The 19,995-nt window shown below is 67.8% G+C and carries 15 protein-coding genes and 1 pseudogene; 7 read left to right on the top strand and 9 right to left on the bottom strand.

From position 1 onward, the window contains the following. Nucleotides 1-29: 29 nt before the first annotated feature. Nucleotides 30-671, bottom strand: a complete 642-nt coding sequence (locus BLR75_RS07310; protein WP_084311851.1) for an SDR family NAD(P)-dependent oxidoreductase — start codon at nt 669-671, stop codon at nt 30-32. 157 nt (nt 672-828) lie between these two features. On the opposite strand from BLR75_RS07310, the gene BLR75_RS07315 reads away from it, so the two are divergent. Next, nucleotides 829-1,881: an AraC family transcriptional regulator gene (locus tag BLR75_RS07315; protein WP_084311850.1), complete on the top strand. Its 1,053-nt coding sequence runs from the start codon at nt 829-831 to the stop codon at nt 1,879-1,881. Nucleotides 1,882-1,997: 116 nt separating this feature from the next. On the opposite strand, the gene BLR75_RS07320 is transcribed toward BLR75_RS07315, so the two are convergent. The 7 genes from BLR75_RS07320 to BLR75_RS07350 all read right to left on the bottom strand — a co-directional run bounded on the left by BLR75_RS07320 (nt 1,998) and on the right by BLR75_RS07350 (nt 11,654). Next, complete coding sequence (locus tag BLR75_RS07320; RefSeq protein WP_084311849.1) at nt 1,998-2,222, bottom strand: formate dehydrogenase subunit delta; 225 nt, start codon at nt 2,220-2,222, stop codon at nt 1,998-2,000. Then, nucleotides 2,219-5,095, bottom strand: a complete 2,877-nt coding sequence (gene fdhF / locus BLR75_RS07325) for a formate dehydrogenase subunit alpha (protein WP_084311848.1) — start codon at nt 5,093-5,095, stop codon at nt 2,219-2,221. The genes BLR75_RS07320 and fdhF overlap by 4 nt, the downstream gene beginning before the upstream one ends. After that, complete coding sequence (locus BLR75_RS07330; protein ID WP_084311847.1) at nt 5,092-6,651, bottom strand: formate dehydrogenase beta subunit; 1,560 nt, start codon at nt 6,649-6,651, stop codon at nt 5,092-5,094. Before BLR75_RS07330 ends, fdhF begins: the two co-directional genes overlap by 4 nt. Continuing rightward, nucleotides 6,645-7,127: a formate dehydrogenase subunit gamma gene (locus BLR75_RS07335; RefSeq protein WP_084311846.1), complete on the bottom strand. Its 483-nt coding sequence runs from the start codon at nt 7,125-7,127 to the stop codon at nt 6,645-6,647. Before BLR75_RS07335 ends, BLR75_RS07330 begins: the two co-directional genes overlap by 7 nt. Nucleotides 7,128-7,455: 328 nt before the next feature. Beyond that, the gene (locus BLR75_RS07340; RefSeq protein WP_084311845.1) at nt 7,456-8,526 is read right to left on the bottom strand and encodes a lipocalin-like domain-containing protein; all 1,071 of its coding nucleotides are present in this window, start codon (nt 8,524-8,526) and stop codon (nt 7,456-7,458) included. Next, nucleotides 8,516-10,993 (bottom strand): FtsX-like permease family protein, encoded by a 2,478-nt coding sequence (locus BLR75_RS07345; RefSeq protein ID WP_084311844.1) that lies wholly within the window; start codon nt 10,991-10,993, stop codon nt 8,516-8,518. The genes BLR75_RS07340 and BLR75_RS07345 overlap by 11 nt, the downstream gene beginning before the upstream one ends. A gap of 1 nt (nt 10,994) precedes the next feature. Further along, a complete protein-coding gene (locus BLR75_RS07350; RefSeq protein ID WP_084311843.1) occupies nt 10,995-11,654 on the bottom strand; it encodes an ABC transporter ATP-binding protein in 660 nt (219 codons plus the stop codon). Nucleotides 11,655-12,062: 408 nt separating this feature from the next. Here BLR75_RS07350 and BLR75_RS07355 point away from each other — a divergent pair, with 408 nt between their 5' ends. From BLR75_RS07355 to BLR75_RS07365, 3 genes and pseudogenes are all read left to right on the top strand, one after another. Next, complete coding sequence (locus tag BLR75_RS07355; protein ID WP_307638498.1) at nt 12,063-12,512, top strand: hypothetical protein; 450 nt, start codon at nt 12,063-12,065, stop codon at nt 12,510-12,512. Nucleotides 12,513-12,691: 179 nt separating this feature from the next. Further along, nucleotides 12,692-12,808, top strand: a pseudogene (locus BLR75_RS26335) (nitronate monooxygenase); the annotation flags it as partial. A gap of 188 nt (nt 12,809-12,996) precedes the next feature. Then, entirely contained in the window at nt 12,997-13,815 is an 819-nt protein-coding gene (locus BLR75_RS07365; protein ID WP_217633589.1) for a crotonase/enoyl-CoA hydratase family protein, read from the top strand. A gap of 183 nt (nt 13,816-13,998) precedes the next feature. Here the strand turns inward: BLR75_RS07365 and BLR75_RS07370 are convergent, their stop codons facing one another. Further along, nucleotides 13,999-15,903, bottom strand: a complete 1,905-nt coding sequence (locus BLR75_RS07370) for a DEAD/DEAH box helicase (RefSeq protein ID WP_084311840.1) — start codon at nt 15,901-15,903, stop codon at nt 13,999-14,001. Nucleotides 15,904-16,165: 262 nt separating this feature from the next. On the opposite strand from BLR75_RS07370, the gene msuE reads away from it, so the two are divergent. The 3 genes from msuE to ftsH all read left to right on the top strand — a co-directional run bounded on the left by msuE (nt 16,166) and on the right by ftsH (nt 19,903). Then, complete coding sequence (gene msuE, locus BLR75_RS07375; protein ID WP_084311839.1) at nt 16,166-16,732, top strand: FMN reductase; 567 nt, start codon at nt 16,166-16,168, stop codon at nt 16,730-16,732. Nucleotides 16,733-16,745: 13 nt separating this feature from the next. Then, nucleotides 16,746-17,849 carry a sigma-54 interaction domain-containing protein gene (locus tag BLR75_RS07380; RefSeq protein WP_084311838.1) on the top strand — a complete coding sequence of 368 codons (1,104 nt, stop codon included), beginning with the start codon at nt 16,746-16,748 and terminating at the stop codon, nt 17,847-17,849. Nucleotides 17,850-18,076: 227 nt separating this feature from the next. Beyond that, on the top strand, nt 18,077-19,903 hold the full coding sequence (gene ftsH / locus BLR75_RS07385) for an ATP-dependent zinc metalloprotease FtsH (RefSeq protein ID WP_084311837.1): 1,827 nt from the start codon (nt 18,077-18,079) through the stop codon (nt 19,901-19,903). Nucleotides 19,904-19,995 lie beyond the last annotated feature (92 nt).

Consider the following 19,995-nt stretch of genomic DNA (forward strand, 5'->3'; position numbering starts at 1 on the left):
TTTCTCCAAGATTAAATGAGGGGCTGGGATCAGTGACAGGCGTAGCCGCCGTCCACAATCATTTCGGTACCGGTGACGTACACCGAGTCGTCACTGGCGAGGTACAGCACCGCGCCGGCCACTTCCGCCGGCGTTCCGCGGCGCTTGAACGGAATCTCGCTGGCGAGACGGTTGCGCAGAGCCAGCAATTCTTCCGTTTCCAGTCCACTCGAGCCGTTGGCCATCATGGGCGTTTCGATATAGCCCGGGTGCAGGCTGTTGACGCGGATCGAGCCGCCTTTCTCCTTCATCAGCGCCAGGCCAAATTTGCAGCCGAGGAAAACGCTCTTCAGGTTGACGTTGATTTGCTTGTCGAACTGCTCGAGGGTGCAGTTCTCGATGTGATTGGAGAGGGCAATACCGGCATTGTTGACCAGCACGCACAGGTGCCCGTCGGCGGCCTCGATGTGTTCCAGCACGCGCTGCCAGTCGGCCTCGAGGGTAACGTCCTGCTGCAGGAACTCGACGTTCAGCCCCGCCTCGCGCAGGCTCTTCTCGGCGTCGCGCCCGGCGGCTTCGTTGATGTCGGTGAAGTAGACCCTGGCGCCTTCCTGGGCCAGACGGCGGGTAAAGGCCAGGCCCATGCCGGAGGCACCGCCGGTGACCAGGGCGTTCTTGTCGCGCATACGCATAGTCGGACTTCTCTCTTGTTTTTGGGATGGAGCCTCTCGGCCGAGTCCGATTATTGGCAATGGATGGAAGCGCCAGATAGGTAATGGATGCCACCAATTTGACAATTGGCGACAGTTTGCGCGTTACTTGGAGCGCTTTCCACGGAACAGTCATCCCATGACAGACCTTTCCCGCGCCTCCTCCCTTCATGGTTTCGCCGAATTCGCCATCAGCCAGGGGCTGAACCCGGCCGAGATGCTCAAGGCCGCCGGCCTCCCAACGGATGTGCTGGAGCATCCGGAGGGGCTGATTTCCTATCGCAAGCTGCTCGGGTTGCTGGAGCTGTGCGTGCAGCGCAGCGGCAATCCGTTCTTCAGCCTGCAGTTCGGCCTGCACCAGGGCGTCGGCATATTCGGTCCCCTGCTCTATCTGATTCTCAACGCGAAGAACGTGCGCGAGGCGCTACAAGGCCTGGCGAGGAACTACCAGCGTCATTCCGGTGCGGGGGCGTTCGCGCTCGAACCGCAGGGTGACCTGGTCATGATCAGCTATCTGCCGCTGGAGCCTGATCACGCCGATGCCCATCACGGGGCTGAACTGGCCAAGGGAATCGGTACCCAGTTGATGCGGATGCTGCTCGGCAATCGCTGGCAGCCGGTGGCGGCCTACGTGCAGCACGCGCCTGTCGGCGAATTGAGCGTCTATCGGCGGCTGCTGGGCCTGGAGCCGCAGTTCAACAGCCCGTTCAACGGCCATGTGTTCGAGGCGCGGTTGCTGGATGCGCCGCTGGCCACCGCGGACGGAACGCTGCACGATCTGGTCCAGCGCCACCTGCAGAGCGTCGACGAGCTTTCCGACCAGGGAACGGCGGTCCACACCCGGCAACTGGTACACAGCTTCCTCTCCAGCGGCCGTGCCAGCATCGAGGTGATCGCCGAGTACATGATGCTCAACCCGCGAACCCTGCAGCGCTATCTCGCCGCTGAGGGCACGACCTTCCAGCGCCTGCTGGACGAGGTTCGCCAGGAAACGGCCCTGCGCTACCTGAAGGAATCGAACGTCAGCCTGAGCGAGCTGGCGCAGTTTCTCGGTTACTCCGACCTCAGTGCGTTTTCCCGCGCCTTCCAGCGCTGGTACGGGATGAGCCCGCGCGACTGGCTGAAAAGCCTGCCGGCGATGGAGCAGACGAAACGCCGGTACGCGCGTCTGCGCGCCCGGCGTGCCGGATGAAAGCCTGCACGACGCAGGTCATGTGAGTCGCCTGAGCGGATCGCCGCCTTCCCGCGCGCCGGATGCAGAAATGCGGCATCCCGGCGCTGGATTTGGCGGCGATCCGGCAGCCGCCGCTACACCTCCTCCACCGACGATTCCCCCAGCGCTTCCCGCACCAGCGGATGCAACCCGTCGCCAGGGTGCTCCGCCTGCCAGGCCACGAGCTGCCGGCGCATGGCCGGGGTCCAGAAACTCTGCAGGTGCTGCTGCACGCCGCGCACGGCGAGTTCCCGGTCCGGTTCGCTGGCGAAGTACTGGCCGATCTGGTTGGCCATCTTGATCAGGTTGTCGATGCTCATCTACGGACCTCGGCTTTCTCGGCGTGGCGGCGTTCCTTCAGCAGGCGGCGTTGTTCGTCGCTGAATTCCTGGTAGCGCTTCTGCCATTCCGAAGGGTGGTAGACCCGCATGACTTCCACCGCCGTGACCTTGTATTCCGGGCAGTTGGTGGCCCAGTCGGAGTTGTCGGTGGTGATCACGTTGGCGCCCGATTCCGGGAAGTGGAAGGTGGTGTAGACGACCCCTGGCGCCACCCGCTCGCTGACCTTGGCGCGCAGCACCGTCTGCCCGGAGCGGCTGCCCACGCCGACCCAGTCGCCGTCGGCGATGCCGCGGCTCTCGGCGTCGCTCGGGTGGATCTCCAGGCGGTCCTCGCCGTGCCAGGCGACGTTGCCGGTGCGCCGGGTCTGGGCGCCGACGTTGTACTGGCTGAGGATGCGTCCGGTGGTCAGCAGCAGTGGATAGCGGCTGTTGACCTTCTCCTCGGTGGGCACGTAGCCGGTGAGCATGAAGCGCCCCTTGCCGCGCACGAACTGGTCGATGTGCATGGTCGGGGTGCCGTCCGGCGCCTCGTCGTTGCACGGCCATTGCAGGCTGCCGTGGCGGTCCAGCTCGGCGTAGCTGACGCGGGCGAAGGTGGGCGTCAGGCGGGCGATCTCGTCCATGATCTCGGACGGGTGCCTGTAGTCCATCCGGTAGCCCAGGGCATTGGACAGCGCCACCGTGGCTTCCCAGTCGGCCTTGCCGCCCAGCGGCTCCATCACCTTGCGCACGCGGGAGATGCGCCGCTCGGCGTTGGTGAAGGTGCCGTCCTTCTCGAGGAAGGAACTGCCCGGCAGGAAGACGTGGGCGAACTTGGCCGTCTCGTTGAGGAAGATGTCCTGCACCACCACGCATTCCATGGCCGACAGGGCGGCGGTGACGTGCTGGGTGTTGGGGTCGCTCTGGGCGATGTCCTCGCCCTGGCAGTAGAGCGCCTTGAAGCTGCCGTCCAGCGCCGCCTCGAACATGTTGGGGATGCGCAGGCCCGGCTCGGGCAGCAGGCTCACGCCCCAGGCCTGCTCGAACTGGCTGCGTACCGCGTCGCCGGAGATGTGCCGGTAGCCGGGCAGCTCATGGGGGAAGGAGCCCATGTCGCAGGAACCCTGGACGTTGTTCTGCCCGCGCAGCGGGTTCACCCCTACCCCTTCGCGGCCGATGTTGCCGGTGGCCATGGCGAGGTTGGCGATGCCCATCACCGCGGTGCTGCCCTGGCTGTGCTCGGTGACGCCGAGGCCGTAGTAGATCGCCGCGTTGCCGCCGGTGGCGTAGATCCGTGCGGCGGCGCGGATCTGCTCGGCGGGCACGCCGCAGACCGCTCCCAGCACCTCGGGTGCGTTCTCCGGCTGGCTGACGAAGTCGCGCCAGTGAGCGAAGTCCGCCGCCTCGCAGCGCTCGTCGACGAAACGCTGGTTGACCAGCCCCTCGGTGACGATCACGTGGGCCAGGGCGTTGAGCATGGCCACGTTGGTGCCCGGGCGCAGCTGCAGGTGCAGCTCGGCGCGGGCGTGGGGCGAATCCACCAGGTCGATGCGCCGCGGATCGATGACGATCAGCCGCGCGCCCTGGCGCAGGCGCCGCTTGAGCTGGGAGCCGAATACCGGGTGGGCGTCGGTGGGGTTGGCGCCGATCACCAGCACCACGTCGGCCTGCATCACCGAGTCGAAGCTCTGGGTGCCGGCGGATTCGCCCAGGGTCTGCTTGAGGCCGTAGCCGGTGGGCGAATGGCAGACGCGGGCGCAGGTGTCGACGTTGTTGTTGCCGAAGGCGGCGCGCACCAGCTTCTGCACCAGGTAGGTCTCTTCGTTGGTGCAGCGGCTGGAGGTAATGCCGCCGATGGAGTCGCGCCCGTACTTCAGCTGAATGCGGCGGAACTCGCTGGCTGCGTAGTTCACCGCCGCTTCCCAGCTGACTTCCTGCCAGGGATCGCTGATGTGCTTGCGGATCATCGGCTTGGTGATGCGGTCCGGGTGGGTCGCGTAGCCCCAGGCGAAGCGGCCCTTGACGCAGGCGTGGCCGTGGTTGGCCTGGCCGTTGCGGTCGGGAACCATGCGCACCAGCTGCTCGCCCTTCATCTCGGCGCGGAAGGAGCAGCCCACGCCGCAGTAGGCGCAGGTGGTGATGACGGCGCGCTCCGGCTGGCCGATCTCGACCACGCTCTTCTCCATCAGCGTGGCCGTCGGGCAGGCCTGCACGCAGGCGCCGCAGGACACGCACTCGGAGTCGAGGAAGTCCTCGCCGCCGGCCGCCGCCACGCGGGAGTCGAAGCCGCGTCCGCTGATGGTCAGGGCGAAGGTGCCCTGGGTTTCCTCGCAGGCGCGCACGCAGCGGTTGCAGACGATGCACTTGCTCGGGTCGTAGTCGAAATAGGGGTTGGAAACGTCCTTGGCGTCATCCAGATGGTTGGCGCCGTCGTAGCCGTAGCGCACTTCGCGCAGGCCGACCTGGCCGGCCACGGTCTGCAGCTCGCAGTTGCCGTTGGCGGAACAGGTCAGGCAGTCCAGCGGGTGGTCGGAGATGTACAGCTCCATCACGTTGCGGCGCAGGGTGGCGAGCTTGGGAGTCTGGGTGTGGACCACCATGCCCTCGGTCACCGGCGTGGTGCAGGAGGCCGGGTAGCCGCGCATGCCGTCGATCTCGACGAGGCACATGCGGCAGGAACCGAAGGCTTCCAGGCTGTCGGTGGCGCAGAGCTTGGGAATGGTGGTGCCGAGCAGCGCCGCGGCGCGCATCACCGAGGTGCCGGCGGGCACGCTGATCTCGCGGCCGTCGATGCTCAGGCTGACCTGCACCTCGCTTTCGCGGGCCGGGGTGCCGAGGTCGATGTCGCTGGCGGGGTCGAATATGTTGATCACTGGTCGGCCTCCGAAGTTGCCAGACCGAAGTCGGCGGGGAAATGCTTGAGGGCGCTGGTCACGGGGAAGGCGGTCATCCCGCCCAGGGCGCAGAGCGAGCCGTAGGTCATGGTGTCGCAAAGGTCCCTGAGCAGCTCTGCCTGTTCCTCGCGGGCGGTGATGTCGGTGGCGGCGATCAGCCGGTCCACCACTTCCACGCCGCGGGTCGAGCCGATCCGGCACGGCGTGCACTTGCCGCAGGATTCCTCGGCGCAGAACTGCAGGGCGAAGCGGGCCATGCGGGCCATGTCCAGGCTGTCGTCGGCCACCACCACGCCACCGTGGCCGAGCATGGCGCCCATGGCGGCGAAGGCCTCGTAGTCCAGCGGTGTATCGAATTGCGCCGGCGGCACCCAGGCGCCCAGCGGGCCGCCCACCTGCGCGGCCTTCAGCGGCCGGCCGCTGGCGGTGCCGCCGCCGTAGCCTTCCACCAGCTCGCGCAGGGTCAGGCCGAAGGCGCGCTCCACCAGGCCGCCGTGGCGGATATTGCCGGCGAGCTGGAACGGCATGGTGCCCAGCGAGCGGCCCATGCCGAAGTCGCGGTAGAACTGTGCGCCCCTGGCCAGGATCACCGGCACCGAGGCCAGGGTGAGCACGTTGTGCACCAGCGTCGGCTGGCCGAACAGGCCTTCCAGCGCCGGCAGCGGCGGCTTGGCGCGAACCACGCCGCGCTTGCCTTCCAGCGAATCCAGCAGGGCGGTTTCCTCGCCGCAGATATAGGCGCCGGCGCCCACCCGTACCTCCAGGTCGAAGGCGCGTCCGCTGCCTCCCACGTCGGCGCCCAGGTAGCCGCCTGCGCGGGCGATGCCGATGGCCATGCGCAGCGCGTCGATGGCGTCCGGGTATTCCGAGCGCACGTAGATGTAGCCCTTGCTGGCGCCGACGGCGAGGCCGGCGATGGCCATGCCCTCGATCAGCAGGAAGGGGTCGCCTTCCATCAGCATGCGGTCGGCGAAGGTACCGGAGTCGCCCTCGTCGGCGTTGCACACCACGTATTTCTGCTCGGCCACGGCGCCGCGCACGGTGCGCCACTTGATGCCGGCCGGGAAGGCCGCGCCGCCGCGGCCACGCAGGCCGGAATCGAGCACGGCGGCGACGATGTCCTCGCCGCTCTGGCCGATGGCGCGGGTCAGGCCCTCGAAGCCGCCGTGGGCGCGGTAGTCGTCCAGCGACAGCGGCCGGGTGATGCCGGCGCGGGCGAACAGCAGGCGCTGCTGGCTCTTCAGATAGGGGATGTCCTCCACCGGCCCCAGGGCCAGCGGATGACTGCCGGGATCGCTCGCCAGGGCGTCCAGCAACGCCGGCACGTCTTCGGGGGTGAGCGGGCCGAAGCCCAGCCGGCCGTTGGCGCTTTCCAGCTCCAGCAGCGGCTCCAGCCAGTAGAGGCCACGGGAACTGGTGCGCTGCAGGTCCAGCGCCATTCCTCGACGCTCGGCCTCGTCGACCAGGGCGGTGGCCAGCCTGTCGGCGCCCACCGCGCGGGCGACCGAATCGCAGGAGACGAACAACTTCAGCATGCTTCGTCCTCCAGGCAGCCGTTCACCAGCTCGCGCAGGCGCTCGGGAGTGATTCGCGCATGCAGCTGGCCGTCCAGCTCCAGGGCCGGCGAGCAGGCGCAGGCCCCCAGGCAATAGACTGGTCGCAGACCGATCTGCCCGTCGGCGCTGGTGCCGTGGTCGTCCAGCGCCAGTTGTTCGCGCAGCTGCGCGGCCAGGCGCTCGGCGCCCATGCTCTGGCAGGACTCTGCCCGGCACAGGCGCAGGGTGTGCCGCGCCGGCGGCGTGCTGCGGAAATCGTGGTAGAAGCTGATCACCCCGCGCACCTCGGCCTGGCTGAGGTTGAGGGCATGGGCGATCTCCGGGACGGCGGCATCGGGGATGTAGCCGACGCCATCCTGGATGGCGTGGAGGATCGGCAACAGGGCGCCGGGGGTGTCCTTCTCGCGTTCCAGCACGCTTTGAATCAGGGGCAGGTGAAGCATCTCATCGGGCATACAGCGTACCTCGGCATCACGAACGAGGCTGCCGCATGCTGGCAGCTGTCCGGAGTCTTGGGCTGCGGCGAACCGGCCACGTCACGGGCGCGTGGCTTCTCCGGTCACCATCCTTGCACTCCGGCCAGGTGTCTTGACGCACCTTGGCCCGGGGCATCCTGAAAGCTTGCCATCCCCGCTGCCTGGAGATTGCACCCAAACGACTATCCGCATCCTGAAACCGACGGATGTGGATCGGCAGCACGACGGCACGACCATATCTGAAGGCTAGAGCATGCCGGGGCAGGTGGAAACCGCGATCGCACCGCCGGCAGTGGGACAGCCGCCGTCAGTACCCCGTCAACTCCAGATACCCCACTCCCGCATGGCTCCCGCCGAAGCGTATCGGCCCTTCCCAATAGGGGAAGCGCGTCCCCATCCAGGCATCCGCGCGCACCGGCGTGGTCGAGATGTCCAGGCCGACGCTCGGGATTCGTACCGACCAGCTCGTTGGCAACCGTCGTCCGGCGATCTCCGTGTATCCCACCGGCGCCATGGCGATTTCGTCAGGCCGTAGCGCTCGCGACCGGCCATCCGCGCTGATCCAGCTTCCGGCGTAGTAGCTGGGCCGGTCCTTGTGGCGGAACTGGTAGAGCATCAGCTTCCCGCCGGAATCCAGATGCAGCGCCAGCCAGTCCCAGCCCTGCTGGTTCGGCGCCATCGGCTGGCTGCTCCATTCGCGGTCCAGCCAGGCGCGCCCCCTGACCGCATGCTCCTGGCCGTCCCAGCGAACGCGCCCCTGTACCTGGAAGAACGGCTGGCTGTAGTACCAGGACGCCTGCCCCTGCAACGACTTGCGGCTGTAGCCGGCGTCGCCGTGCAGCACCGGCGGCCGGCTGCTGGAGAGCTGCAGGTCGTAGGCGAAGCCGGGACCGTCCGCGCGCAGGTCGAGCAGCGCCAGCCCGCCATTCTCCGGCGAGCGGCTGCTGAGCCGCCAATCGTCGATCCAGGCGTCCAGCGGCGCCCCCTTCACCCCCGCCTGGCCGATTCCGCCGCGGGCGAAGTCTTCGGCATGACGGTGGCCATGGGGGCTGGTGACGGCGGCGTGGGCCATCCAGATGTTCTGGTTGGCCCATCCCTCCTCCGTCGAGCCGGGCTGGAGGGCGCTGCGGAACAGCGTCCACTGGATACCCCAGTCGCGGCCCTGCTCGTCCACCAGGTTGGCGGTGACGTACCACCACTCGATACGGAAATCCGGATGCGCGCCGTGGTCGGCCGGGAAGACTATCGCCCTGCCCGGCACGACCCGGGCGAAGTTCGCCACCTCCCGGCCGAGTTCGGCGTAGCTCTGCCCGGCTGGCGGCTGGGCGTCGCAGGCGGCGATCAGCAAGGCGCCGGCCAGCACGAACCTAGCGTTCATCGCTGAAGGTCCTGAGCAGCGAGGACGGCGTGCCATGGCCCAGCCGCCACAGCGGCCAGGCGGCGGCGACCAGAGTCGCCAGCAGGGCGAACGCCAGCAGTTGCAGGATCTGCAGCGGGAACACCTGCAGCGGCAGCCGCCAGCCGAACGCCTGCACGTTGACCACCGCCACCAGGCACCAGGCCAGCAACAGGCCGAGGGGAACCGCCAGCAGCAGGGTGATCAGCGCCAGCAGCAGGGTCTGGCCGAGGCTCAGCCAGGCCAGCTGCGCACGGCTCACGCCCAGGGCCCAGAGCGGCGCCAGCTGGGTCAGGCGCGTCTGGCCGAGGGTCAGCAGGCTGATGAACAGGGCCACGCCAGCCACGCCCAGGGTCAGGCTGTTGAGCGCGGCGGTGGCGGCGAAGGTGCGCTCGAACACGCGGGTCGACCAGGATTTCAGCTGGACCTGATCGGTGACCCGGCTGCTCTCCAGGTCAAACGCCTGCTGCACGGCCCGGCTGAGCCCGGGCACCGCCTCGGCTGGCAGGCGCAGGCTGAAACTGGCTGGCTGCAGTCCCGGCCAGTACCGCCGCAGGCCGGCCGCATTGACCAGCAGGTGCCCTTTTGGATTGCCGTAGTCGGCATAGATGCCCACCACTTCCAGTTGCCACTCGCCAGTCGGCGTCGGCAGGTCCAGATGGTCGCCGAGACTTAGCTGGAGCCGTCGGGCCAGTTGTTCGCTGAGCATCAGCGCGTCCTGCCGGGCCAGGCGCTCCCAGGCATCCGGGGCGGACTCCAGCAGCGGCCACTGGCTCCGATAGTGCGGATGATCGATGACGCCGCTGAGCTGCGCCGGCCAGCCGCGGAGCTGCAGGTCGACCCGCCAGCTCGGCAGGACCGCGCGCACCTGCGGTTGCCGCTGCAGCCACGCGCCGATGTCACCGGCCTGCCGCAGATCCTGCACGCTGATATACAGCTCCGCGGCCAGGCGCTGGTCGAGCCAGGTCTGGAAGGTTCGGCGGAAGCCTTCGGTCATGCTGCCGACGCCGATGTTCGCCGCCAGCGCCAGCAGCAGGGCCATGAGCGCCATGGCCAGCGCCGGCAGCTGCTGGCGGCTGTCGGCGACGAACCACTGCGCCAGTGGCGTGCGGGTGCGCGGCGAGACCCGCTCCAGCAGCCAGTTCAGGCAGGGTGGCAGGACCAGCGCCGCGCCGAGCAGCAGGCAGGCGAGCAAGGCGAAACCGGCCGGAAGTCCCTCGCCGAATGCCAGCAGCGCCAGTGCCAGCAGCCCCAGGATCGCGCTGCACCATACCTGGCGGCGCAGCCAGAGCGCCTGCGCCTGATGCCAGGCTTCCGGCCGGGCCAGCGCCAGCAGCGGCAGTCGTGCCGCCCTGAGCAGGCTGGCGGCGCCGGCCAGCAGGGTCCCGGCCAGGCAGATGGCGAATCCGCCGAACCACCACAGCGCGTCCAGCCGCAATTGCCCGGCCACCTCCGCCCCATACAGGCCGCGCAGGCTGGCCGCCACGTCGGGCAGCAGCAGGCTGGCCAGCCAGTAGCCGCTGAGCATGCCCGCCATCCCGCCGATCAGTGCGAGCCCGCAGAGTTCCAGCGCCAGGGCAGCGATCAGCATGCGCAGGCTCACCCCGCAGGCGCGCAGGGTGCGCAGCAACGGGCGACGTTGTTCCAGCGCCAGGCCGATGGCGGCATGCACGATGAACATTCCGACCACGAAGGACAGCAGGCCGAGGGCCGTGAGATTGAGGTGGAAGCTGTCCGTCAGCTGCGCGATGTCCGCCACGTCGTCGCTGCTGCCGAGCACCAGCCGCCCACCCTGTGCCGCCGGCAATCGCGGATTGCCGCGGGCGAATTCGCCGGGGAGCAGCAGGCGGGACAGTCGTTGCGGTGCATCGAGCAGGCGCTGGGCCGCGCCGATATCCACCAGCAGCACGCCCGGCGGCATCTGCGCTCGCTCTTCCAGCGGCGGCAGGGTCTGGCCGTTCTCGCCCGGCAGTTGCGCGCCGGCCTTCACGCCCAGTTCGGCGAGGGTTTCCGGAGCGATCCAGGTGCGTCCGGGCCGGCCGATGAAGGCCACCACGTCTTCGCTGCTCGCCACCTGTCCGGCGAGACGGGTGCCGGCCGGCAGGGTCAGCGGCTCGATGCCGATCAGTTGCAGGCGCAGATCGTCATGCCCCCTTAGACGCAGGCGCCCCTGCAACAGCGGCGAAACCGGCCAGCCGGCCAGACGCAGGTCGACATAGTCCTGCTGGGACACGAACCCGCCATCGCGGGCGACCAGATGATGCTGTGCGGCGCCGGAAAGCAGCTGGCCGGCCCGCGCATAGCTTTCCCGCGCCTGCCCGTTCAGCGCCTGCACGCCGCTCCACAGCGCGGTGGCGAGCCAGAGGCCGGTGAGCACGCTGAAGAACTGCACCCGATGGCGCCGCCAATGGCTGATCAGTCCGTGCAGGGCCCAGAAGAACGCAGTCATGTCATGGCTCCCGCAGGCGACCGCCCTGCAGGACCAGGCAGCGCTGCAGTCGCCCGGCCACCTGCGGGCTATGGGTGACCATGAACAGCGTGGTGCGGGACTCCGCAAGCAGCTCCAGCAACAGTTCCAGCACCTGTCCGGCGGATGCCTCGTCGAGATTGCCGGTCGGCTCGTCGGCCAGCAGCAGGCGCGGTCGCGCGGCCAGAGCCCGGCCGAGGGCCAGACGCTGCTGCTGGCCGACGGACAGTTGCTCCGGATACCGCGCGAGCAATTCGCCAAGGCCGAGCCGCTCGACCAGTTGCGCCTGCCAGCGCGGGTCGAGGCGGCTCGCGAGACGCGCCTGGAATGCCAGGTTGTGCTCCACCGTCAGGCTGGAGATCAGGTTGAACTGCTGGAACACCAGGCCGATCTCGCTGCGTCGCCAGGCCGCCATCCGGCTTTCGCCAAGGGTCGGCAGGGAGGTGCCGGCGAGGCGGATATCTCCGGCATCCGGCCGGTCGAGGCCCGCCACCAGGTGCAGCAGCGTACTCTTGCCGCTGCCGGACTCGCCCATCAGGGCAAGGCTGCCGCCCTCCTCCAGCTCCAGGTCCACGCCGCGCAGCACTGCAACCGGCCCCTGGGAGGTCGGATAGCTCTTGCACAGGCCCTGGATCGTCAGCATTGGCATGCGCCCGTTCAGGCAGAGAAGAAAGCCGTTCCGCGCTGGATGCCGGAAGCCGCTTCGGAACAACCCTAGCTGCCGAAGTCGTCGTCCGCGAACGGCAGCTATTCACGATAACTGCCGTTCACTCCGGACTGCAGGCCGTGCGCCGGATGTAACGCCGACGAGACCGGTTACTCAAAATATACTTTTAAAAATCAATGGCTTATGACGACAGATAGTATCCATATCAATTTCTTGACACTCCCCTGTCTCACACCTATTACTTCCCAGACCGACGCCGGAACCGGGACCAGAGGCGTGCCCCGGCGCCGAACTCCCGCTTTGCCCGATCGCCGTCTCGAAAAGCCTGTGGCCCGCGCCAGCTGTTGCCCAAAGCTGCCCACCGGCTTCCCGGAAGGGCGGGAAATGTGGATCGACTTCCGCGTCGTCGATGCCAGCGGGCGGGAGATCTACCGGCTGGGCGCCGTCAGGGACGGCAAGATCGAGCCCGGCACGGAAAACTTCAAGGTCCACCTCAGCGACAAGGACGGCAAGGTACTGGACATCGAGGTCTGGAACGCCGCGAAGATCCTCTCGGACAACCGCGTGCTGCCGAAGGGCTATGATATCCGCCAGTTTTCCTTCCTGGTGCCGCAGGATGCCGTGGGACCGCTCGCACTGACGGCCGAGCTGAACTACTGGCCGTTCTCGCAGAAGCTGGTGGACTTCCTCCTCGGCCCCGACACGCTCAAGGTCGAGATCACCCGCATGGCCGGGGCTACCCGGCAGATCGGCCTGGAGCGGTTCCCGACCAGGGTGAGTGGCGGGATGCAGATCCGCGTCACGCCGGAGGCCGGCGCGAAGGTGTCCATGTAATCGGAGCGGTAATCGAACGCTTTCACCTGACTGCGTAATTGCATTCACGGGGCGGCCGGCGTCCTGCGCATATTCGAGGCCGCCGGAGAGCTCCGCGCCCGACCTACCCACGGCGGGTGGCCTCTCCCCGCACCGGGCTTCCGTACCATGCCTCCTACCGAACCTGGAGATGCATTCGTATGAGCGGCATGAAAACCCGAATTACCGAACTGCTGGGCATCCAGTATCCGATCGTCGAAGGCGGCATGCAGTGGGTTGGCCGCGCGGAACTGGCGGCGGCCGTGTCCAACGCCGGTACCCGTTTCATGCTGACCCGGGAGTCGGCCATCCACGACAACATCAAACCGGCCATGCTGACTGCCACCGAGCACGACACCACCCTGATCAAGCGCACCGCCCGCTACTTCAGCAACCCGGTATCGCGCATGGTCAGCGAGTGCCGCGGCAGCCTGCAATCCGCCCTGGGCGCATTCGGCGAGGTGGCATGATGAACGAACGCGTGCTGATCGATATCGACGATGAAGGTGTCGCCGAGGTCAAACTCAACCGCGCCGACAAGATGAATGCGCTCGATTCGGCGATGTTCGAGGCGCTGCTGGACGCTCAGGAACGATTGCGTGGCGAGCGGAATGTGCGCGCGGTCGTCCTGCATGGCGAGGGCCGGGCCTTCTGTGCCGGCCTGGACATGAGCAGCTTCGCCGCCATGGCCGAAGGCGGTCGCGCCCGCAATCACCCGCTGAGCCAACGCACCCACGGCATCGCCAACCAGCCGCAACAGGCCGCCTGGGGATGGCGCGAGCTGCCGGTTCCGGTCATCGCCGCCGTGCATGGCGTGGCTTTCGGCGGTGGCCTGCAGTTGGCGCTGGGCGCGGATATGCGTTGCGTGGCAGCGGAGACGAAGCTTTCCCTGATGGAAATCAAATGGGGGCTGATACCGGACATGGCGTGTTTCCCGCTGCTGCGCGACGTGCTACGTGGCGACGTACTGCGCGAACTGGTCTACACCGGCCGCATCGTCACCGGCGTGGAGGCCCAGGCGCTCGGCCTGGCGACCTGGGTGGGCGATGAACCGCTGACCCGCGCCCGCACCCTCGCCCGGCAGATCGCCCAGGGCAATCCGGACGCCGTCCGCGCGGCGAAACGCCTGCTGAACCTGACCACCGATTCGACCGCCGCCGAGGTCCTGCTGGAGGAATCCCGCGAGCAGGATCGCCTCATTGGCAGCCCGAATCAGCGGGAAGCCGTGCGGGCGGCACTGGAGAAGCGTGCGCCGGTGTTCGCTGAGTCGTTGCAGGACAATTGAGTTCCTGGAAGCGCGGCACCGCACGAATCGTCGGGATGGTGGATAACGCTGGCGCGTTATTCGCCCTACGAAAATCGGAACGATCGGCGCTCGCTATACGCACGGCACGAACCGTAGGGTGGATCAGCTCCATCGATCCACCAACCGGCCACGCCGATGGTGGATGGAGACGCGCCACACACCCTACGCCAGCGACCTGGTCGCCCCCTGCACCTTGCGCGTATACCAGAGCACCCGGCTCACTCCGCGGGTGATCGCCACGTAGGCCAGGCGCAGGGCCTCGTCCTGCATCGCCTGGTCGTAGCTGTTCCGGAAGAACCCCGAGTGGGCGTATAGCGCGTTGCGCAGCGGGTGCGCCTCCGCCGGGGCGCAGTCGTCGATGATGATCGCCACTTCCGCCTGCAATCCCTTGGCGCGGTGGATGGTGTAGGCCTTGACCGGCAGCTTGCGGTCGAGCTGCGCCTGGATCGCCTGCAGCGGTTCGTTGCGCCGGCTGAGCAGCAGCACGGCGGTGCGCTCCTTCGAACCACGACTGGCGACGTGCTCGCACTGCGCGCGGATTTCCTTGAGCAATTCCGGCACGCCGCTGCGGATGTCGAAGCCGCGCACCAGCTTCACCCCGTGGTCGCCCGGCTGCATCGGCCTGAACGCCCGGCTGCCCTTGGCCTGCTTGTGCGCCACGCCGTCCAGCACCTTCTCGCCGTCGCGGATCACCGGTTCGATGGAGCGGTAGTTGGTCTCCAGGGTCAGCAGTACGCTCTTCTTCCTGCCGCGACCGGGGAAGTGGCGGTCGAAGTCGATGAACAGCTCCGGCGAGCTGCCGCGCCAACCATAGATGGACTGCCAGTCGTCGCCGATGGCCATCAGGCTGACCGCCTCGCCCTGGCGCACCAGCGCGCGGTGCATCGCCTGCAGCCATTGCACGATCTGCGGCGAGATGTCCTGGAACTCGTCGATCAGCAAGTGACTGAGCGGCGCCAGGGCTTTCGCCGGGATGCTCTCGGCGCTGTCGCCTAGGCGTTGGAAGGCGGCGTTGAAGGTCATCAGGCCGCGCTCGCGCAGGCGCGCCTCGAAGTAGCCGTGGAAGGTCAGCAGCGCCTCGACGAATTCCCGCTCGCGGCCGGAACAGGACAGCTCGCGCGGACGCAGCCGGTCGAGGCGCAAACCGATGCTCTCCATGAATCCCGCCTGGGCATGGAAGGCCTCGAACAGCGGCGCCGGGCTGAATTCGCCGGCCAGCTTGAAGCCGTCCAGCGCCTCGCGAGGCAGGCGCGGGCGCTTGCCCTCCTCCACTTCCGCCGGTGCTGGCAGGCCGAGCAGGCGATGCACCCGGGCGCGGAATTCCGCCTCGCGGGCGTAGGCATCCTGGTAGGCCTGTTTCAACAGACGCTGCTGCGGCGGGCGCAATCGTGCGGAAGCCAGCGGGTTGTCCGGCTCGCCCTCCTCGTCCAGTTGCTCGAACCAGGCCGGATTACCCAGCGCCTCGCGCGCCAGCACGCCCATGGCCGAGTGGAAGGTGCGCACGCATTGCCGCGCCTGGGCGGCGTCGAAGGGGAACTGCCAGAAGCCGAGCACCTTCACCAGTTGCTCGCGCAGTTGCGCGCAGGAAGCGTTGGTGAAGGAGATCACCGTCAGCTTGCCGGGCTCGATGCCGAGGTGGCAGAGCATGAACACCACGCGCAGCACCAGGGTGGTCGACTTGCCCGAGCCGGCGCCGGCGAAGATGCGGGTCAGCGGCTGGCGGCAGAGGATCATCGCCCACTGCTCGTCCGACGGCATGGCGATCACCCCGGCCGCCACCGCCTGGGCGACGCGCTCGCGCATGGCGGCGACCTGCGCGTCGTCCACCTTCATCGCCGTGGCCGCATAGATGCCCGTGGCGGACCTTCCCCGCGCCGCCGCGGGCTTGTCCTTGCCCTCGCCCTGCTTCCTGGCCGCCGGTTTCGTCCTGGTGGACTTCTTCGCCCGGGACTTCTTCTTCGGCGCGGCGGCCTGTTGCTCGGCGCGCAGGTACTCGGTGGTTCTCGGGAAATAGCGCTCCAGCGCCCCGGAGAGCATCAGCTTGTAGCGCTTAACGGCAGACAGCATCCGGCCATCCTCAAGATATGTCGTTGAATGATAAGTGCTTTTGGCAGCGCACCGAAACAAAAGTGCGACACGGCCATTCCGGCTGCCCGATCGCTCTAATATAAAAATATTCTAAAAAAGTATTTATCTATTCATTTTCAAGAAACTACCTTGCTTCCACAGCCGCTGCCCAGCCAACAGCGAAATGACAAAGCGCCCGCCAGGCAACATGCCGGAAAGCGTGAAGACACCCGACCATCCCGCAACAGCAAAGGACACCCGCATGACCACCCCGCTCGACATCGTTGCAGTCTCCGGCGGCGCCTACCGCCCCTCGCGCACCCTGGTCCTGGCCGAGGCGATCCTCGGCGAGCTGGCCGAACGCCTGCAGGTCCCCGTGCGGACGCGCCTCATCGAGCTGAGCGACATCGCCCGCCCGCTGGGTGGCGCCCTGTCGCGCAAGGAGTTGCCGGAAGAGGTGGAAGAACAGCTTCGCGCCATCGAGACCGCCGACCTGCTGGTGGTCGCCTCGCCGGTCTACCGCGGCTCCTACCCGGGCCTGCTCAAGCACCTGTTCGACCTGGTCGGCATGGAGGCGCTGGTCGATACCCCGGTGCTGCTCGCCGCCACCGGCGGCAGCCCGCTGCACGCACTGGTCATCGACCACCAGTTGCGCCCGCTGTTCGCCTTCTTCCAGTCACTGACCCTGCCCATCGGCGTATATGGCACCGAGGCGGACTTCCGCGACTACCGGATCGTCAGCGAACCGCTCAAGGCACGCATCCGCCTGGCGGCAGAACGCGCCGTACCGCTGCTCGGCGGTGCCAGCGACCTGCGCAAGATCGCCTGAGGAAGAAACGCCCATGCAACTGCTGACCCTCCCCCCGTCCCCTGCGCTGGCCACCTCCATCCGCGCCACGGCGCAGGTCTTCGAAGACCCGAAATCCCAGGCGCTGCTCGCGCACCTGCAGCAGGTCGCGCCGAGCGACGCCAGCGTGCTGATCGTCGGCGAGACCGGGACGGGCAAGGAGCTGGTCGCCCGGCATCTGCACAACCTCAGCGCCCGTCGCAACGGCCCCTTCGTCGCGGTGAACTGCGGGGCCTTCTCCGAATCGCTGGTGGAAGCCGAACTGTTCGGCCACGAGAAAGGCGCCTTCACCGGGGCGCTGACCTCCAAGGCCGGCTGGTTCGAGGAAGCCAACGGCGGCACGCTGTTCCTCGACGAGATCGGCGACCTGCCGATGCCGATCCAGGTCAAGCTGCTGCGCGTCCTGCAGGAACGCGAAGTGGTGCGCCTCGGCTCGCGCAAGAGCATCCCGATCGATGTCCGCGTGCTGGCGGCGACCAACGTGCAGCTGGAAAAGGCGATCAACGCCGGGCACTTCCGCGAAGACCTGTACTACCGGCTGAACGTCGTCAGCCTGCAGTTGCACCCGCTGCGCGAACGCCCCGGCGACATCCTGCCGCTGGCCCGCCATTTCATCGCCGAATACCGCCGGCGCCTGGGCTACGGCGAGATCGCTCTCGACGAGGACGCCCAGCGCAAGCTGGCGGCCTACAGCTGGCCGGGCAACATCCGCGAGCTGGAAAACGTCATCCACCACACCCTGCTGATCTGCCGCGACGACCGCATCGGCGCCAGCGACCTGCACCTCTCCAACCTGCGCCTGGAACGTCGCAGGGAAAGCGCCGCGGCGCAGGACGAATCCGCCGATGCGCTGCTGCAACGCGCCTTCCTCCGGCTGTTCGAGGAACAGGGCGGCGCCCTTCACGAGAAGGTCGAGGACACCCTGCTGCGCGCCGCCTACCGCTTCTGCCACCATAACCAGGTGCACACCGCCAACCTGCTCGGCCTCAGCCGCAACGTGGTGCGCGCGCAGCTGATCAGGATCGGCGAACTGGTGGTGAACAAGCGCCGGCCGCTGGAGAGCACCGCGGGCGACAGGGTGGTGAGTCTGTCGATCTGAGCCCGACCTGCGGGGCGCCATCGGCGGGTCGCGGGCATGGCCCGCTCCTACAACGTCACCCTTATCGTTCCCACGCTCCTGGGTTCCCACGCGGGAGCGTGGGAACCATGAAACGCTTTCATGTCCATCGCGCTTCCCCCGGTCGAGCTTGATATTCATCAACCCCGCCCGCCCCACGGCGTCCAGACTGATGAAGGCCATGCCCTCGCCGCGACTGGAGCCCCGTCATGGAGAAGCGACATCAGTGGAACATCTGGTATTTCATCGTCACCTTCAGCGCCCTGCTGCTCCTGCAAAGCTGGTGGGCGGAGCAGCGTTCGGTGGAGGAAATCCCCTATAGCGAATTCCTCACCCTGCTCGACCAGGGCAAGCTGGGCGAGCTGCGCGTCGACCAGCAGCGCATCAGCGGGACCCTCAAGGAACCCATCAACGGCCGCAGCAACTTCGTCACCGAACGGGTCGATCCGGCCCTGGCCGGTCAGCTCGCCGATTCCCAGGCGAAGTTCCGCGGGGTGAAGGAGAACACCTTCCTCTCCACCCTGCTCGGCTGGCTGCTGCCGTTCATCTTCATCTTCGCCATGTGGAGCTTCCTGTTCCGCGGTTTCGCCGACAAGCAGGGCTTCGGTGGGCTGGTCAACGTCGGCCGCTCCAAAGCCAAGGTGTTCGTCCAGCGCGATACCGGGGTGACCTTCGCCGACGTCGCCGGCATCGACGAGGCCAAGGCGGAACTGCAGGAAGTCGTCTCCTTCCTCAAGGACCAGCCGCGCTACGGCCGCCTCGGCGCGCGGGTGCCCAAGGGCATCCTGCTGGTCGGCCCGCCCGGCACCGGCAAGACCCTGGTGGCCAAGGCGGTGGCCGGCGAGGCCGGGGTGCCGTTCTTCTCGATTTCCGGCTCGGAGTTCGTCGAGATGTTCGTCGGGGTCGGCGCCGCGCGGGTCCGCGACCTGTTCGAGCAGGCGCGCAAGTCCGCGCCCTGCATCATCTTCATCGACGAGCTGGACGCCCTCGGCAAGATGCGCGGGATCGGCGCCTACGGCGGCAACGACGAGAAGGAACAGACCCTCAACCAGCTGCTCGCCGAACTGGACGGCTTCGACCCGCGCGAGGGCGTGGTGCTGCTGGCCGCCACCAACCGCCCGGAAATCCTCGACCCCGCCCTGCTGCGCTCCGGCCGCTTCGACCGCCAGATCCTCATCGACCGGCCGGATCGGCGCGGCCGCGAGGCCATCCTCAGGGTGCACATGAAGCGCATCCAGACCCAGCCCGGCGTCGATTGCGGGCAGATCGCCGGGCTCACCACCGGCTTCACCGGCGCCGACCTGGCCAACCTGGTCAACGAGGCGGCGATCATCGCCACCCGGCGCGGCGCCGAGGCGGTGAGCATGGAGGACTTCACCGCGGCGGTGGAGCGCATCGTCGCCGGCATCGAGCGCAGGAGCCGGCTGCTGCAGCCCCACGACCGCCTGGTGGTGGCCTACCACGAGATGGGCCACGCGCTGGCCGCGGTGTCGCTGCCGGGCATGGACCCGGTGCACAAGGTCTCGATCATCCCGCGCGCCATCGGCGCGCTGGGCTACACCCTGCAGCGCCCGACCGAGGACCGTTTCCTCATCGGCCGCCAGGAGCTGAAGGACCGCATGGTCGTGCTGCTCGCCGGGCGCGCCGCGGAATCCCTGGTGTTCGACGAGGTGTCCACCGGCGCCGCCGACGACCTGGCGAAGGCCACGGACATCGCCCGCCAGCTGGTCACGCGCTTCGGCATGAGCGACGAACTGGGCCAGGCGGTGCTGGAAAAGCAGGGGCCGGGCTACCTAGGCGACCACCCCGCGCTGCGCGAGAAGGACTACTCGGAAGAGACCGCGCGGGAGGTGGACCTGTGCATCCGCCGCCTGCTCGACGAAGCCTACGGCCGCGCCAGGGAACTGCTGGACAGCCGCCGCGCCGACCTCGACGAGGGCGCGCGGCTGCTGCAGGAACGCGAGTCGCTGAATGCCGAGGACTTTCCCCCGCTCATCCGCGACCGCGCTCCGGCAGTCGGGCAAGTGCCGCAATGACGGACGGCAGGGGCCTGGATGATTTTTATCAAGAAGGCGATTTCCGGGAGGCATAGAAGATGTGAGGACAGCTTCCTCTCGTCCCCACCCAG

It is taken from the genome of Pseudomonas jinjuensis (assembly GCF_900103845.1).
GTDB lineage: Bacteria > Pseudomonadota > Gammaproteobacteria > Pseudomonadales > Pseudomonadaceae > Pseudomonas > Pseudomonas jinjuensis.